Source organism: Rhizobium sp. L9, from assembly GCF_002531885.1.
GTDB lineage: Bacteria > Pseudomonadota > Alphaproteobacteria > Rhizobiales > Rhizobiaceae > Rhizobium.
In genome coordinates, this window is sequence record NZ_NWSZ01000002.1 from 53209 (window position 1) to 68264 (window position 15056).

At 62.7% G+C, this 15056-nt stretch carries 13 protein-coding genes; 10 read left to right on the plus strand and 3 right to left on the minus strand.

From position 1 onward, the window contains the following. The first annotated feature begins 147 nt into the window (after nucleotides 1-147). The 5 genes from CO660_RS00815 to CO660_RS00835 are packed head-to-tail and all read left to right on the plus strand — an operon-like array spanning nucleotide 148 to nucleotide 7397. Entirely contained in the window at nucleotides 148-1158 is a 1011-nt protein-coding gene (locus CO660_RS00815) for a MoxR family ATPase (protein WP_097596963.1), read from the plus strand. Nucleotides 1159-1171: 13 nt separating this feature from the next. Then, nucleotides 1172-2092 (plus strand): DUF58 domain-containing protein, encoded by a 921-nt coding sequence (locus CO660_RS00820; RefSeq protein WP_097596964.1) that lies wholly within the window; start codon nucleotides 1172-1174, stop codon nucleotides 2090-2092. Next, nucleotides 2089-4902, plus strand: coding sequence for a DUF4159 domain-containing protein (locus CO660_RS00825; RefSeq protein WP_097596965.1), 2814 nt, complete (start codon nucleotides 2089-2091; stop codon nucleotides 4900-4902). The genes CO660_RS00820 and CO660_RS00825 overlap by 4 nt, the downstream gene beginning before the upstream one ends. 1 nt (nucleotide 4903) lies before the next feature. Continuing rightward, the gene (locus CO660_RS00830) at nucleotides 4904-6976 is read left to right on the plus strand and encodes a hypothetical protein (protein WP_097596966.1); all 2073 of its coding nucleotides are present in this window, start codon (nucleotides 4904-4906) and stop codon (nucleotides 6974-6976) included. A gap of 4 nt (nucleotides 6977-6980) precedes the next feature. Beyond that, nucleotides 6981-7397, plus strand: a complete 417-nt coding sequence (locus CO660_RS00835) for a GNAT family N-acetyltransferase (RefSeq protein WP_097596967.1) — start codon at nucleotides 6981-6983, stop codon at nucleotides 7395-7397. Here the strand turns inward: CO660_RS00835 and CO660_RS00840 are convergent, their stop codons facing one another. Further along, complete coding sequence (locus CO660_RS00840) at nucleotides 7398-7898, minus strand: N-acetyltransferase (protein WP_245362099.1); 501 nt, start codon at nucleotides 7896-7898, stop codon at nucleotides 7398-7400. It abuts the gene before it with no gap. Between the two features lie 276 nt (nucleotides 7899-8174). On the opposite strand from CO660_RS00840, the gene CO660_RS00845 reads away from it, so the two are divergent. Beyond that, the gene (locus CO660_RS00845; RefSeq protein ID WP_097596968.1) at nucleotides 8175-9185 is read left to right on the plus strand and encodes a glutathione S-transferase family protein; all 1011 of its coding nucleotides are present in this window, start codon (nucleotides 8175-8177) and stop codon (nucleotides 9183-9185) included. 84 nt (nucleotides 9186-9269) lie between these two features. On the opposite strand, the gene CO660_RS00850 is transcribed toward CO660_RS00845, so the two are convergent. Beyond that, nucleotides 9270-9749 carry an NUDIX domain-containing protein gene (locus CO660_RS00850; RefSeq protein ID WP_085778936.1) on the minus strand — a complete coding sequence of 160 codons (480 nt, stop codon included), beginning with the start codon at nucleotides 9747-9749 and terminating at the stop codon, nucleotides 9270-9272. Between the two features lie 70 nt (nucleotides 9750-9819). On the opposite strand from CO660_RS00850, the gene CO660_RS00855 reads away from it, so the two are divergent. The 4 genes from CO660_RS00855 to CO660_RS00870 all read left to right on the plus strand — a co-directional run bounded on the left by CO660_RS00855 (nucleotide 9820) and on the right by CO660_RS00870 (nucleotide 12983). Further along, nucleotides 9820-10728: a metallophosphoesterase gene (locus CO660_RS00855; RefSeq protein WP_097596969.1), complete on the plus strand. Its 909-nt coding sequence runs from the start codon at nucleotides 9820-9822 to the stop codon at nucleotides 10726-10728. Nucleotides 10729-10886: 158 nt separating this feature from the next. Continuing rightward, on the plus strand, nucleotides 10887-11447 hold the full coding sequence (locus tag CO660_RS00860; protein ID WP_097596970.1) for a hypothetical protein: 561 nt from the start codon (nucleotides 10887-10889) through the stop codon (nucleotides 11445-11447). 185 nt (nucleotides 11448-11632) lie between these two features. Continuing rightward, a complete protein-coding gene (locus CO660_RS00865; RefSeq protein ID WP_097596971.1) occupies nucleotides 11633-12142 on the plus strand; it encodes an RNA polymerase sigma factor in 510 nt (169 codons plus the stop codon). Between the two features lies 1 nt (nucleotide 12143). After that, nucleotides 12144-12983, plus strand: coding sequence for an anti-sigma factor (locus tag CO660_RS00870; protein WP_097596972.1), 840 nt, complete (start codon nucleotides 12144-12146; stop codon nucleotides 12981-12983). A gap of 340 nt (nucleotides 12984-13323) precedes the next feature. On the opposite strand, the gene leuA is transcribed toward CO660_RS00870, so the two are convergent. After that, entirely contained in the window at nucleotides 13324-15042 is a 1719-nt protein-coding gene (leuA, locus tag CO660_RS00875) for a 2-isopropylmalate synthase (RefSeq protein WP_097596973.1), read from the minus strand. Between the last annotated feature and the right edge of the window lie 14 nt (nucleotides 15043-15056).

The following is a 15056-nucleotide window of genomic DNA, read 5'->3' on the forward strand; positions in this document are numbered from 1 at the left end:
GGTTTGTCCTTAACGAAGTGAAGTCACGAGATAGTCATTCGTAACGAACTTGTCAGCCCGTCGCATCTCCATAACTCTATCGAGTATGAGGCAGATGGATAAGTCCGCCGATTCGCTGCCGAATGATTTCAGCCGTTGGAGATGCCCGTGGGTATGATGAAGACCGAAGCCAGCCTCGATGAAAAGGCGATCGTCGCCGCCGCTGAAAGGGCGCTCTCCGATATCGCCGCCATCCGCGGGGAAGTCTCGAAAGTGATCTTCGGTCAGGAGAGCGTCGTCGAGAACACCGTCCTCGCTGTGCTGTCAGGCGGCCATGCCCTGCTCGTCGGCGTTCCCGGCCTTGCCAAGACCAGGCTGGTGACGACGCTCGGCGAGGTGCTGGGCCTTGCTGCCAACCGCATCCAGTTCACACCCGACCTGATGCCTTCGGATATTCTCGGCTCCGAGGTGATGGATCAGGACGACAGCGGCCGCCGTTCCTTCCGTTTCATCAAAGGCCCGGTCTTCGCCCAGCTCCTGATGGCCGACGAAATCAACCGCGCCTCGCCGCGCACCCAGTCGGCGCTTCTGCAGGCGATGCAGGAATATCACATCACCATCGCCGGCCAGCGCCATGATCTGCCGGCTCCCTTCCACGTGCTCGCCACCCAGAATCCGCTGGAGCAGGAAGGCACCTATCCCCTGCCCGAGGCCCAGCTCGACCGCTTCCTGCTGCAGGTCGACGTCAACTATCCCGAGCTCGCCGCCGAGCGACAGATCCTGCTCGAGACCACAGGCCTCGGCGAAACCCGGCCGGAAGCCGTCATCGATGCGCAGCGGCTGATCGAAATCCAGACCCTGGTGCGTCAGATGCCGGTGAGCGAAACGGTCGTCGACGCCATCCTTTCGCTGGTGCGATCCGCCCGCCCAGGCCAGGGGAATGCCTCGACCGACAAGAACGTCGCCTGGGGTCCGGGCCCGCGCGCCGGCCAGGCGATGATGCTCTGCGCGCGCGCCCGCGCGCTCTACGAGGGCCGCCTCGCCCCGTCCCTCGATGATATCTTCGCGCTTGCCGAACCCATTCTCCAGCACCGCATGGCGCTGACCTTCGCCGCCCGCGCCGAAGGCATGTCGGTGCGCGACGTCATCGCCGGACTGGTCAGGCAGGCAAAGGGATAAGGAAGCCGGACGCGTGGCATCTATCGGACAGACCGTTAACCCGACGTCAGGCAGCGATGCCCTTTCCCGCGCCAGGCAGCGGGCCGCCCTGATGCCGGACTGCCTGGTGGAAGCCAAGCGCATCGCCAATACGGTGATTGCCGGCTGGCACGGCCGCCGCAAGCGCGGCATCGGCGAGAATTTCTGGCAGTTTCGTCCCTATGCCGAAGGTGAAAGCCTGTCGCGCATCGATTGGCGCCGCTCCGCCCGCGACGATCATACCTATGTGCGCGAGCGCGAATGGGAGGCAGCGCACACCATCTGGCTCTGGTGCGACATGTCGCCCTCGATGATGTACAAGTCGAGCTACGGCAGCGTCTCCAAGGAAAGCCGAGCGCTCGTTGTCATGCTGGCGCTTGCCGAAATCCTCGCCCGCTCCGGCGAACGCATCGGCTGCCCCGGCATCATGGAACCCGCCTCCACCCGCAATGCCGCCGAACGCCTCGCAGCCGCGCTCATGCACGCGCCGCTGACCGGCGGGCTGCCGGAAACCGGAATGATCCGCGGCTGGAGCGACCTCGTGCTCATCGGCGATTTCCTCGACGACGCTCCTGTTATCATGGAGCGGCTCGGCCCGCTTGCCCGCCGCGGCCTGCACGGCCATGTGGTCGAGATAGCAGATCCCGCTGAAGAGATCTTTCCCTATAGCGGCCGCACCGAATTCATCGACCCGGAGACCGGCGCAAAGCTCATCTCCGGCCGCGCCGAACACATCCGCGAGACCTATCGCAACGCCTACCTCGCCCGCAGGGAGAGCCTCGGTCAGTCGCTGCGGCATCTCGGCTGGACCTTTACGACCCACCGCACCGATCATCTTGCCTCGGAGGCGCTGGTTGCGGTCCACATGTACCTGTCCGGCATGCCGGCCAAGGCAACGCATGGAGGGCTGCTATGAACGCCCTGCCCTTCGCTTTCGCCTATCCCGCCATTCTCGGTGCCCTGATCGCCCTGCCGGTCATCTGGTGGCTGTTGCGGCTGACACCACCACGTCCGAAAACGGAAGTCTTTCCACCGCTGAAAATCCTTGCGTCGGTGCTGAAACGCGAGGAAACGCCGGCGCAAAGCCCCTGGTGGCTGACGCTGCTGCGCATGCTGCTCGCCGCCATCATTATCCTTGCGATTGCTGATCCGGTCTTCAACCCGCGCACCAATTCTCTGGCCTCGGGCGGCCCGCTCGTCCTCTTCGTCGACAACAGCTGGGCGGCATCGCCCGATTGGGAGCGGCGCGTCCAGACCGCCGACGCGCTGGTGGACGATGCCGAATCCGCGGGCACGCCGGTAGCGATCGCCTTCACCGCCGATCCGACCAATGATGCGGTGCCCGGCACGGCAGCGAGTGCCCGCGACAAGCTGCGGGCTGCCGAGCCGCGGCCGCTGGTCCCCGATCGCGAGCGCGCCTTCCAGGCGCTGCGCGCGGCGCTCAACGGCGTCAAGCCCGGCACCCTCGCCTTCCTGACCGACGGTGCCGCCGCCAAAGCCGATGATCCGACGGTGCGCAGGCTCGCCGAGCTCCAGCCCGCTGATCTGCGCCTGATCGAGGGCGATGCCACGAAGACGGTTGCCGTCACCGCGGCCAGCAATGCGGCCGATGCCATGACCGTCAAAGTCACGCGGCTCGACAGTTCGCGCCCCGCATCCGTGGCGCTGAACGCCGTCGATGCCCAGGGCCGCTCGATTGCCAACGGCAGAGTGGATTTCCGTCCCGGCCAGAGCGTCGCCACGAGTTCGATCACCGCTCCCTTCGAGATGCGCAACGATTTCGCCCGCATCAGCGTCGACGACGGCGCGACGGCAGGCGCGGTCCACCTTCTTGACGATGCGTTCAAGCGCCGCCGGGTCGTCCTGCTGTCCGGTACCGGAGCCGATGAATTCCAGCCGCTGCTCTCGCCGCTCTACTACATCCAGCGGGCGCTGCAGCCCTATGCGGATATCATCCAGCCCACCGACTCCGATCTGGCCGTCGCCATACCGAAGCTTCTCGCCAGCAATCCTTCGATCATCATCATGGCCGATATCGGCCGCCTGCCGGAGGAGACCTACGAACCTCTGACACGCTGGATATCGAACGGTGGCATGCTCCTGCGTTTCGCCGGCCCGCGCATGGCGGCGGCACCTGCCGACGATCCGCTCATTCCCGTCATCCTGCGCCAGGGAGAACGGGCGCTGGGCGGCACCTTGTCCTGGAGCGAACCGCAGTCGCTGGCCGAATTTCCGAGCATCGGGCCTTTCGCGGGCATACCGCGTCCCGCCGATGTGGTCGTCAGACGGCAGGTGCTTGCCGAGCCGACACCCGACCTTGCCGAACGCACCTGGGCAAGCCTCGCCGACGGCACGCCGCTGGTGACGATGAAGCAGCTGGCATCCGGCCAGATCGTCCTCTTCCACGTCACCGCGGAAGCGACCTGGTCCGATCTGCCGATCTCGGGCACTTTCGTCGATATGCTGCGTCACCTCCTGCAGATATCGCGCTCAGGCGGTGTCACGTCTGAGGCGCGCAACAGCGCGCGTGTCTCCGAGACCCTTCCGCCCTACCGCATGCTGACGGCCAAGGGTGTGCTCGTCTCCGAGACTGGCTCGGCGCGACCTCTGATCCCCAGGGCCGGAGCCGAACCGACGGCGGATTTCGACAATCCGCCCGGTCTCTACGGTTCGGAAGACGGTTTCACCTCATTGAACGTGCTGCCCGAGAACGCCGAACTGAAGCCGCTCGATACCGCTGGAACCAATGCCGTGCGCGAAGGCTTGATCGGCGGCGAAAGCTGGTCGGCAAAGCCGGCTCTTTTCCTGGTCGCCTTTCTGCTGCTGCTCGCCGACGGGCTGGTCGTTCTCTTCATGAACGGCGCTTTTTCGCGATTGCGCCCGGCCGCCCGCACCATGGGCGTGATCGCAGTCGCGGTCGGCGCCGGCTTCCTGGTGCAGCCCGGCACACTTCACGCCAACGACTCCCGGCCCGGCGACGACCTCATTCTGGAGCGGCTTGACAACACGCATCTCGCCTATGTCGTCACCGGCGAGCAGGAAGTCGACAATATATCCGAGCGCGGCCTTGAGGGCTTGACCCAGTTCCTGACCTTCCGCACGACGCTGGAGCCGGCGCCGCCCGTCGGGCTCGACCTCACCAAGGACGAGCTCACCTTCTATCCGATCATCTATTGGCCGGTTTCGGCAACGGCGCCGATGCCGTCATCGGCCGCCATCAGCCGCATCGACGCCTATATGCGCAACGGCGGCACCGTGCTCTTCGATACGCGCGACCAGATAAGCGCGTTGGACAATGGCGGCAATGTCGGCGCCAACGGTCAGCGGCTGCAGGAAATCCTCGCCAACCTCGATATCCCGCCGCTCGAACCGGTACCCTCGGATCACGTGCTGACCAAATCCTTCTATCTCCTGTCGAGCTTTCCCGGCCGCTATGCCGGCAGCCCGCTTTGGATCGAGGCCCGGCAAGGTGGCCGCGAAGCGACCGAAAAATCGGCGGCGACGGCCGACGGGGTTTCGCCGATCCTGATCACCGGCAATGATTTCGCCGGCGCCTGGGCAGTTGACGAAAACGGCACGCCGATGTTGCCGACCGTGCCCTCGGATGAAGCGCAGCGTGAATATGCCTACCGAGCCGGCGTCAATATCATGATGTACATGCTGACCGGCAACTACAAGACCGACCAGGTCCACGTTCCCGACCTCCTCGAACGGTTAGGGCAATGAGATGACCTTCGATTTTTCACCCTTCCTGCCCTGGCCGATTCTGGCGGCACTGGCCGCCGCCAGTGCTCTCATCGCCGCCTTTGCGATCTGGCGCGGCATTCGCGGCGCCTGGATCAGGACACTGGCCGCCCTCGCCCTGCTGACCGCCCTTGCCAATCCCGTACTGCTGCAGGAGGATCGGGATCAGCTGTCGACGATCGTCCCCGTCATCATCGACCGGAGCCAGAGCCAGCAGACGCCCGAGCGCACGAAGATGACCGATGACGCACTTGCGGCATTGAAAGCGCAGCTTGCCCGCTTCCCCCAGATAGAACCCCGCTTCATCGATGTCGAAGGCGACATCAATTCCGACGTTCCGTCCACCCGCCTCTTCGAGGCGCTGGCAGCCAACATCGCTGACGTCCCTTCCGCCCGCATCGGCGGCGCCATCATACTGACAGACGGCGAAGTCCATGATGTCCCGGCCGCCAATCAGGCGCTTGGCTTCGATGCACCGATCCATGGTCTCGTCACCGGCAAGCCCAAGGAATTCGACCGTCGCATCGAAGTCATCAAGGGACCGCGCTTCGGCATCGTCAACGAGGAGCAGCAGGTCGTCCTGCGCGTCTTTGACGATGGTCCGAGCCCCGGCGGCACGGCCGACGTCACGGTGAAGCTGAACGGCGACGAGATCGCTACCTTGCAGGCAACGCCCGGTCAGGATACGCCCTTCTCCTTCAAGGTTCCGGGTGGCGGCAGCAATGTGCTCGAATTTTCCGTCGCCGAGCTTCCCGGCGAAGTCACCGCCGCCAACAACCGTGCCGTTCATGTCATCGATGGCATCCGCCAGAATCTGCGCGTTCTGCTGGTCTCCGGCGAGCCGCATGCCGGCGAGCGCGCCTGGCGCAACCTCCTGAAATCCGACGCCTCGGTCGATCTCGTTCACTTCACCATCCTGCGTCCGCCGGAAAAGCAGGACGGCACGCCGATCAACGAGCTGTCGCTGATCGCCTTCCCGACGCGTGAACTCTTCATCGACAAGATCAAGGATTTCGACCTGATCATCTTCGATCGCTATCAGGATCGCGCCAACGTGCTACCGATGCTTTACTATGACAACATCGCCCAATACGTGGAGAACGGCGGCGCGCTGCTGATTGCCGCCGGCCCGGAACATGCGAGCCCAGAGTCGATCGCAATGACGCCGCTCGCCTCCGTGCTGCCGGCAGAGCCGACGGGCCGGATGATCGAGAAGGCCTTCTATCCTCGACTCTCCGAGGAAGGGCGTAAGCATCCGGTCACGCGCGGCTTGGACGGCTCCGGCGAGGACCCGCCGCATTGGGGCCGCTGGTTCCGCAGCGTCGATGTCGAACGGCCGCAGGGCGAAACTATCATGGTTGGCGCCGACAACCATCCGCTGCTGGTGCTGAACCGTGCCGGCCAGGGCCGTGTCGCCATGCTGCTTTCCGATCAGGGCTGGCTCTGGGCGCGCGGCTTCGAAGGCGGCGGTCCAAATGTCTCGCTGTATCGCCGCATCGCTCATTGGCTGATGAAGGAACCAGCGCTCGAGGAAGAAGCGTTGACCGCGCGCGCCTCCGGCCGAACCCTTGAAGTCACCCGCCAGACAATCGGCGACAATCCTGGTAACGCCACCGTGCGTTATCCCTCCGGCAAGACCGAAACCTTGCCGCTCACCCAGACAGAACCCGGGCTTTACAAGGCCGAGAAACGCATGAACGAGGTCGGCCTCTTCGAAATCCGTAACGGCAAGTTATCGACGCTTGTGCACATCGGCGCTGTCGATGCGCCGGAATTCAAGGCGATGATCTCGACGACCGATGTGCTGAAGCCTGTCGTCGACAGGAGCAAAGGTCTCGTGACCCGCGTCGCAAGCGAAAAGGGCGCAATCAGCGTTCCGCCGATCCTGCCGGTGCGCGGCCAGGTCCGCGTCTCCGATAACGAGCGAATGATGATCCGCATGACCAACGAAACGGTCCTGAAGGGAATCAACACGCTGCCGCTCTTTGCCGGTTTCGCCGGCGTCGGCATCCTGCTGCTCGCTTTCGGCGCCATGTGGTGGCGCGAAGGGCGATAGTCGCATGCCGGAGTTCGAGCTCACGGCATCGCCTTCGGCTGTGGAACTCGCGGCAATCACCGATGCGCTCTCGGCCTTCAATAACAGCGATGTCGGCCCTTCGGACCGCCAGCCGCTCGCCGTCCTCATCCGCGATACCGACGGCAAGGTGACCGGCGGCCTGTCGGGCATTACCGCCTGGGGCTGGCTCTTCATCCAGTTGCTTTATATCCCCGATACGCTGCGCGGAACGGGCATAGCCGGCAAGATTCTCGCAAAAGCGGAAGACGAGGCCAAGGCGCGAGGATGCCGTGGCGCCTGGATCGATACCTTCAACCCGCAGGCTCTCCGCGCCTATCTGCGCCAGGGTTATGAAGTCTTCGGTGAGCTTGAAAATTTCCCGGAAGGTCGCACCCGCAGCTTCCTCCGGAAAAAGCTCTGATCATCCGCGCCAGGCGATCATACCTTTCAGCCGCTCGTGCACGCCCTCGGCCATCGGAACGACCAGCACCCGGCCCGGATCGACGGGGCCTGGAAAGGCAAGCGCGTTATAGGCCACCTTCTCGAAGCCAAGCGGACCGTAATAGGGCGGATCGCCGACGAGGATGACGGCTTCCGAACCCTTGCGCCGCGCAGCTTCCACCGCGATCCGCACCAGTTCCCTGCCGATACCTATATTTTTGTGCGAGGGTCGAACGGCAAGCGGGCCAAGAAGATGCCCCTTCACCGTGCCGGCCAGCACCGGCGTCATGCGCACGGAGGCGATCGTCTCGCCGTCGTCAGCACAGATGAAGGAGAGCGACAGGTCATGCGGCCCCTGCTCGCGGATACGCGCGGCAGCCCGCGCGAAGCGGCCCGGACCGAAGGCTTCTTCATTGATGTGTTCGATGGCGGCGTCGTGGGACGCGTCTTCGGTGAGGTAGACGAGATCGTGCTTGTACATGATGACAGAAACCGGTTGGACAGATTGATGGGTCTCGAACACGCCCTTGGCGTTCGGAGCATCAGCGTCGTCGCAGGTTTCTGGAAATGAACATCAGGCAGGTGTTCCTCAAATCGTGAAAAGGCCGATAGCAGGAAAAATTTCCGCCGTCCAACGCAAAATGCACACCCGAGCCTGCTGGCGTCGGGGGCGTGACGCACTGTTCATCTTTACCGCCTGCAAAGCCCCACTATCTCAGCTAACGTCAATTCCAACATGGCAACCAGGGAATGAATCATGGGAATGCTTGTGGACGGCGTCTGGCATGACGTCTGGTACGACACGAAGGAAAGCAAGGGCCACTTCAAACGTCAGCCCTCGCAATTTCGCAACTGGGTGACGGCAGACGGCGAGGCTGGACCTTCCGGAAGCGGTGGCTTCAGGGCCGAGGCCGGGCGGTATCATCTTTATGTCTCTCTCGCCTGCCCCTGGGCGCATCGCACCCTGATCTTCCGCAAGCTGAAGAAACTGGAGGACCTGGTCTCGGTTTCTGTCGTCGACCCACTAATGGCCGAAAACGGTTGGGAATTCAAAGTCGGCGACGGAGCTACCGGCGATCGCCTCTACGGCGCGGCCACCCTCTGGCAAATCTATGCCAAAGCCGATCCACATTATTCCGGCCGTGTCACGGTTCCCGTCCTCTGGGACACGCAGACCGGCACGATCGTCAACAACGAGTCGGCCGAGATCATCCGCATGTTCAACAGCGCCTTCGACGGGCTGACGGGCTCGAAGGCCGATTTCTACCCGGAGGATCTGCGTGCCGAGATCGACGCGCTGAACGCCACCGTCTACGACACGGTCAATAACGGCGTCTACAAGGCGGGCTTTGCCACAACTCAAGAAGCTTACGAGGAAAATGTCGTCAAATTGTTCGAAACACTCGACATTCTCGACGAACGCCTGGGCAGGGGCCGTTACCTTTTCGGCGACAGATTGACCGAGGCCGATTGGCGCCTCTTCACCACGCTGGTGCGTTTCGATCCGGTCTATGTCGGCCACTTCAAGTGCAACATCCGCCGCATCGCCGATTATCGCAATTTGCCCGGCTATCTCAGGGATCTCTATCAAACGGCAGGCGTTGCCGAGACGGTAAACCTGCAGCACATCAAGCAGCACTACTACCGCAGTCACAAGACGATCAACCCGACCGGCATCGTCCCCGCCGGCCCGGCGCTCGATCTCGACAGCCCGCATGACCGCGCTACAGCGCCGCGCGTCTTTTTGGACGCGCAAAGGACGCTGTAGAACTTTAAATTGCTGCATAATTTACTCTTAACTCGATTCCGATTTAAGAAATTATGCGGCGGGCTGAATGCAGCCTGAAGCTTCTCACCAGCGATGGTCAGGCTCCTGCTCGCCCCGAAGCTCGGCGAGGCGGCGATACGTCGCCTCGGTCGTGCCCTCGGGCAGGCTGTCGAGCGAAAAGAACCCGCTGTCGGAAATCTCCCAATCCGGCGGCCGCGGCGCCGTCTGCTCGACGGTTACGCGATAGAATACGACGTGGTCGCGCCGGGTGGTCGTGGTGTTGAAATAGACTTGGACCAGCTGCGGTTTTCCGATGATTCTGAGGTTGCCCTCCTCGCGCAACTCCTTGACCAGCGCTTCTTCAGCCGTCTCGTTGCGCTCCAACCCGCCGCCAGGCATATGCCAGCCGCCGACATAGCTGTGGCGCACGAGGAAAATCCGCCCGTCCTTATCGAAACAGGCGGCCCTGACGCCCATGGTCATCCCGCGGGCGAAGGAGAAATAGACATGCAGGAGGCGCAAGGCCAGCCTGATGTGAGGAGGCCGCTTCTCTTTATCCACCATCGTTCCGTTTCGGCTGTTCATCGCTCCGGATGTGTTTGATTTGTCAATAAGCTGGTCTATGTCTCGTAGCATGTTCAAGCTCGCGCATATTTCCGACGTCCATCTCGGACCGCTGCCCCGTCTTTCCATACAAGAGCTGTTTTCAAAACGCATAACCGGCTTTGTGAACTGGCATCGAAATCGAAGCAAGCACCTTTTCGGCGGCACGCTCGATCTGCTGCTCGATGACATCCGTGCCCATCAGGCCGATCATTTGGCTGTCACCGGCGACCTCGTCAACTTGGCCAGCGGCATCGAGATCCGGGCCGCCGCCGCCTGGCTGCGCGCGCTCGGCGATCCCGCCGACACCTCGGTCGTTCCAGGCAATCACGACGCCTATGTGCCGGGTGCCTATGAGAAATCGATGCGCGCCTGGTACGATTATGTCCGCGGCGACCTCGCCTCGCCGCAATGGCAGGAAGACCGCCGCATCTTTCCCTATCTACGTGTCCGCGACAAAGTTGCGATCGTCGGCTGCTCCACGGCAGTCGCCACGCCCCCTTTCGCCGCCTCCGGCTTTTTCAGCGCTCGCCAGGCCCGCGATACGGTGAACATGCTGCGCGCGGCCGGCGAAGCCGGTCTCTTCCGCGTCGTCATGATCCATCATCCGCCGATCCGCGGCGCCACCGCCTTTCACAAACGCATGATCGGCATCCGTCGCTTCGCGGCCGTGATTTCGACCGGCGGCGCCGAGCTCGTGTTGCACGGCCACACGCATCTGAACACGCTCCACTGGCTGCGCGGCCAGGTGCAGCCGGTGCCGGTCGTCGGCATCGCGTCGGCCTCGCAGGGACCGGGCAGCATTAAGCCGCCGGCCGCCTACAACCTCTTCTCCATCGACGGCTCTCCGGGCGCCTGGGAACTCACCGGCGAGCGCTTCAGCCTGAACAGGACAGGCGATGCGATGATGTCGGAAAGCGTCGATATTTTCGCCCCTTAGCGCTGACTTCCGACTCTTTTTATGCGGCACTTGAATCAATCTCGGAAAGTGCTTCGCCACAGTCGCAACATTTGTCATGGAGGCTGCCTACCCTCTTGGTATTTTTACCGGTAAGCGTACAATCCGACCGACTGCATCGCCTCAGAACGGAGCCGCCAATGACTTCCCCCTTCCATCGCCTGTGCAGAACAACACTTGCCGCCGGCTTTGTACTCGGCATGGCGAGCGCCGCCTTCGCGGTCGGCGACAGCAACGACGACACCAATCCGCCGCCGAAGACCCAGACGACCAAGACCTGCACCGGCGGCAAGGTCTGGGATAAGCAGAAGAAGGAATGCGTCACCCCGAAGAAGAACAGCTTCAACGATGACGATCTCTACAAGTTCGCCCGCGAGTTTGCCTATGCCGGCCAGTATGAGAACGCCATCACCGTGCTCAATCTTGCCCGTAATCAGAACGACCCGCGCGTTCTGAATTATCTCGGCTATGCGAACCGCAAAGCCGGCCGCATGGAGCTTGGGATGTCCTATTACCGCAAGGCATTGCAGGCGGATGAGAATTATATTCTCGCCCGCTCCTATATGGGCATGGCACTGGTGGAACAGGGAGACATCCAAGGGGCTCGCGTCCAGCTCGTCGAGATTCGCGACCGCGGCGGCGAAAACACTTGGGCTTACCGCGCTCTGCTGCAAAGCTTGAACGGTTACAGGACATATTGACGCAAGCTTTGCGGGCTAGATTAGGAAAACCCCTCGGGAAAAGGGATAAGATGACCGGATGCTTGCGAACTGCAGTAGACTTGCTTCATAAAGAGCCTGCACCTCCGGTGCCGATAAAGCCGGTTTCGCGCCCGATGGCGAACCCTTCGTCTGCGAAACCATCGCGAATGCTTCTTGGATAGACAATGCGTCAGCCCGCAACGACCATCGACCTCCGGCGTGATCTCGTCGGCCTTCTGCCCCACCTTCGCCGCTTCGCGATCACGCTCGCGGGCGAAGCTGGCGTGGCCGATGAACTTGTCCAAGCCGTTTGTCTGCGTGCCATTGCCAAGGGCCATCAGTGGAATGGCGAGGGCCGACTGGAAAGCTGGATCTACACGCTTGCCCGCCAGCAGTGGACGGAGGACAGCCGCAAGCGGAAGCCGAAGGTGTCGGCACGCGGCAACGTCACCGACATCAGAGAGGCTGCCCGTGAACGTTCGGCCCCGGTCGATCCCGACGCCATCCATCGCATGATCGCCGAAATGCCGGACGGCGTTTCCTCGATCTTCCTACTCGTCGATGTCGAAGGCCACAGCTACCAGCAGGCGGCCGAGATCATGGGCATTTCGACGGCAAGCGTCGTCTCCCAGCTTGCCACCGCAAGGCTGCATTTCGCCGGGCTTGCCGGCACCCACCCCATCCACAGGTACTGAATTGCTCGATCTTAGGAAATTGCCGCTCGAAGCCCAGCTCACCGCCCTTCTCGACGGCGAGGTCTCTCCCGAACAACGGCACGAATTGGAGCAGCGCCTGGCAACCGACGAGAATGCGCGCCGTCTGCATGAAAAGCTGCGTCATGGCGCCGATTTCGGCCGCCGCCGCCTGGACGATGTCCTGAAGGAGCCGGTGCCGCTCGCCCTCGTCCGCTCGATCAAGAGCACGCAGCCGCCAAAGACGCCGATCGCCCAGCGCGCCATGCGCCCCCAGGTGAAACTGGCCCCGAGCGGCCCGCAGGCGCTGGCAGCCGCTCTTATCCTCTTCGTCGTCGGTTGCGGCATCGGCTATTTTGCCGGCACCACCCCGGATGCCGACGAGATCGCCACCACGACCGCCACGGCGCCCGCCAATACCAACAACTGGCTCGGCGACGTCACCGCATATCAACGCCTGCTGATCCGCCAACCCCGTCACCTCGTCGAAGTGCCGGCATCGCAGGCCGAAGAAATCTCCAGCTGGCTGACGGCCGCCATCGGCGTGCCTTTCCGCGTGCCGGATCTCAGCGCCGAATCCTGGACCTTCCAGGGTGCCCGCGTCATTCTCGGCGACAATCGCCCCGTCGGTCAGCTCGTCTATTCCAACGGCGACGGCGATATAATCTCCATCTGCTTCCGGAAGGACGCGCAGCCGCCTGAGACCGACGACTTCAAGGAAACGATCAAGGACGAGATTGGCCTGGTCACCTGGCACAATGCCGGCACATCCTACGTTCTCGCCGGCCCCTCCGCCGAAGCCACCCTCGGCCAGCTTGCCATGAAGATTGCCACGGCGATTTGATTGCCGCCTGTCGTATGAGGGTGAATGATTACCGCCAGCGACTGAGGCGGTAAATGGCAAAATCGACCATCAGCATCAGCCGCCCCTCATCCGCCTGCCTTTCCGCTGGGGAGAAGGGATATGCCGCAACGTCTGGCTCCCTCTCATTCGTAAGAGGGCGCCGAAGGACGTTAGGCCGCCACTCGCTCCCTCTTCTCCCCAGCGGGGAGAATGTGCCCGTAGGGCGGATGAGGGGGCCACACGGCCTTTCCCTACTTTCGCTTAGCGAAGACGCAACAAAATCAACCGAATCGTCAGGCCGCGCCGTACCAAAACGATCGCGGCCTGAACCCTTCGCAGATCAAGCCTTGCCAGCCTTCACTTCGAGCACCCGGTTGGCAGCCGACACGATCGCCTCCAGCGATGCCGCAACGATGTTGGTATTGATGCCGGCGCCGAAGAGCTTGCCGCCGGGATAGGAGGTCTCGACATAGGAGATCGCCGCCGCATTCGAGCCGTGCTGTAGCGAATGCTCGGAATAATCCTCGACCGACATCTCGATGCCGAGATAATGCGACAGTGCGTTGATGAAGCCGTCGATCGGGCCGTTGCCGCGCCCTTCGATGCGCTTTATCTCGCCATTGTCGGTGATTTCAGCTGCAACGATCCGCTGGCCCTTGCGCTCGGTGTCGGGATAGGTGTGGTGGTCGACGAACTTGAGGCGCGCCTCGGGCTGCGTCACGTAGCGCTCGATGAAGCGGTCGTAGATGCGCTTCGAGGGAAGCTCCTTGCCCTCCACGTCGGTGATACGCTGGATATCCTCACGAAATTCGACCTGCAGGTTGCGCGGCAGGTTGAGCCCGTAATCCTGCTGCAGGATATAGGCGATGCCGCCCTTGCCGGACTGCGAGTTGATGCGGATGATCGCCTCGTAGGAGCGGCCGACGTCGCGCGGATCGATCGGCAGATAAGGCACTTCCCAGACCGGATGGTTGGCGACCTGTGCCGCCTTCATGCCCTTGTTGATCGCATCCTGATGCGAGCCGGAGAACGCCGTATAGACCAGCTCGCCGACATAAGGGTGACGCTCGGCAATCGTCATCTGGTTCGAATATTCGAACACTTCCTTGATGCGCTCGATGTTCGAGCAGTCGATCCCGGGATCGACGCCCTGCGTGAACATGTTGAGCGCCATCGTGACGACGTCGACATTGCCGGTGCGCTCGCCATTCCCGAACAGCGTGCCTTCGACACGGTCGGCGCCTGCCAGCAAGGCCAGTTCGGCGGCGGCGATGCCGGTGCCGCGGTCGTTGTGCGGATGCAGCGAGACGATCAGGTTCTCGCGATTGTCGAGGCTGCGGCACATCCATTCGATCTGGTCGGCATAGACGTTCGGCGTCGCCATCTCGACGGTGGACGGCAGGTTGATGATGAGCTTGTTGTCCGGCGTCGGCTTCACCACCTCGATGACGGCGTTGCAGATCTCCAGCGCCACTTCCAGCTCCGTGCCGGTGAAGCTCTCGGGCGAATATTCGAAACGGTAGCCGCCGCCGGCCTTGGCCGCCATGTCGGTGATCATCTTGGCGGCATCGACGGCGATCTGTTTGATGCCCTGCACATCCTTGGCGAAAACGACGCGACGCTGCAGCTCGCTGGTCGAGTTATAGAAATGCACGATCGGCCGGTTTGCGCCTTCCAACGCTTCGAAGGTGCGGGTGATGAGCTCCGGGCGGCACTGTACCAGCACCTGCAGCGACACGTCGGCGGGCACGTTGCCCTCTTCCACGCACCAGCGGGCGAAATCGAAATCCGTCTGCGAGGCGGAAGGGAAACCGATCTCGATTTCCTTGAAGCCCATCTCGAGCAGCAGATGGAACATGCGGGCCTTGCGGTCGTGGCCCATCGGGTCGACCAGTGCCTGATTGCCGTCGCGCAGGTCCACCGAGCACCAGACCGGCGCCTTGGTGATAGTCTTCGTCGGCCAGGTGCGGTCGGGAATGTTTACCTGCGGATAGGGCCGGTATTTCACCGCGGCATCAGGCATGCCTTTTGCGGAGGATCGGCTGGTGGTGTTGTCCATTATCTTGTCTCCTC

What these genes read in the sequence shown, in the direction of transcription:
- CO660_RS00855 (WP_097596969.1), top strand. Translation starts at nt 9,820, where the DNA reads ATGTTCAAGCTCGCGCATATTTCCGACGTCCATCTCGGACCGCTGCCC.
- CO660_RS00850 (WP_085778936.1), bottom strand. Translation starts at nt 9,749, where the DNA reads ATGGTGGATAAAGAGAAGCGGCCTCCTCACATCAGGCTGGCCTTGCGC.
- leuA (WP_097596973.1), bottom strand. Translation starts at nt 15,042, where the DNA reads ATGGACAACACCACCAGCCGATCCTCCGCAAAAGGCATGCCTGATGCC.
- CO660_RS00835 (WP_097596967.1), top strand. Translation starts at nt 6,981, where the DNA reads ATGCCGGAGTTCGAGCTCACGGCATCGCCTTCGGCTGTGGAACTCGCG.
- CO660_RS00825 (WP_097596965.1), top strand. Translation starts at nt 2,089, where the DNA reads ATGAACGCCCTGCCCTTCGCTTTCGCCTATCCCGCCATTCTCGGTGCC.
- CO660_RS00860 (WP_097596970.1), top strand. Translation starts at nt 10,887, where the DNA reads ATGACTTCCCCCTTCCATCGCCTGTGCAGAACAACACTTGCCGCCGGC.
- CO660_RS00830 (WP_097596966.1), top strand. Translation starts at nt 4,904, where the DNA reads ATGACCTTCGATTTTTCACCCTTCCTGCCCTGGCCGATTCTGGCGGCA.
- CO660_RS00865 (WP_097596971.1), top strand. Translation starts at nt 11,633, where the DNA reads ATGCGTCAGCCCGCAACGACCATCGACCTCCGGCGTGATCTCGTCGGC.
- CO660_RS00845 (WP_097596968.1), top strand. Translation starts at nt 8,175, where the DNA reads ATGGGAATGCTTGTGGACGGCGTCTGGCATGACGTCTGGTACGACACG.
- CO660_RS00840 (WP_245362099.1), bottom strand. Translation starts at nt 7,898, where the DNA reads ATGTACAAGCACGATCTCGTCTACCTCACCGAAGACGCGTCCCACGAC.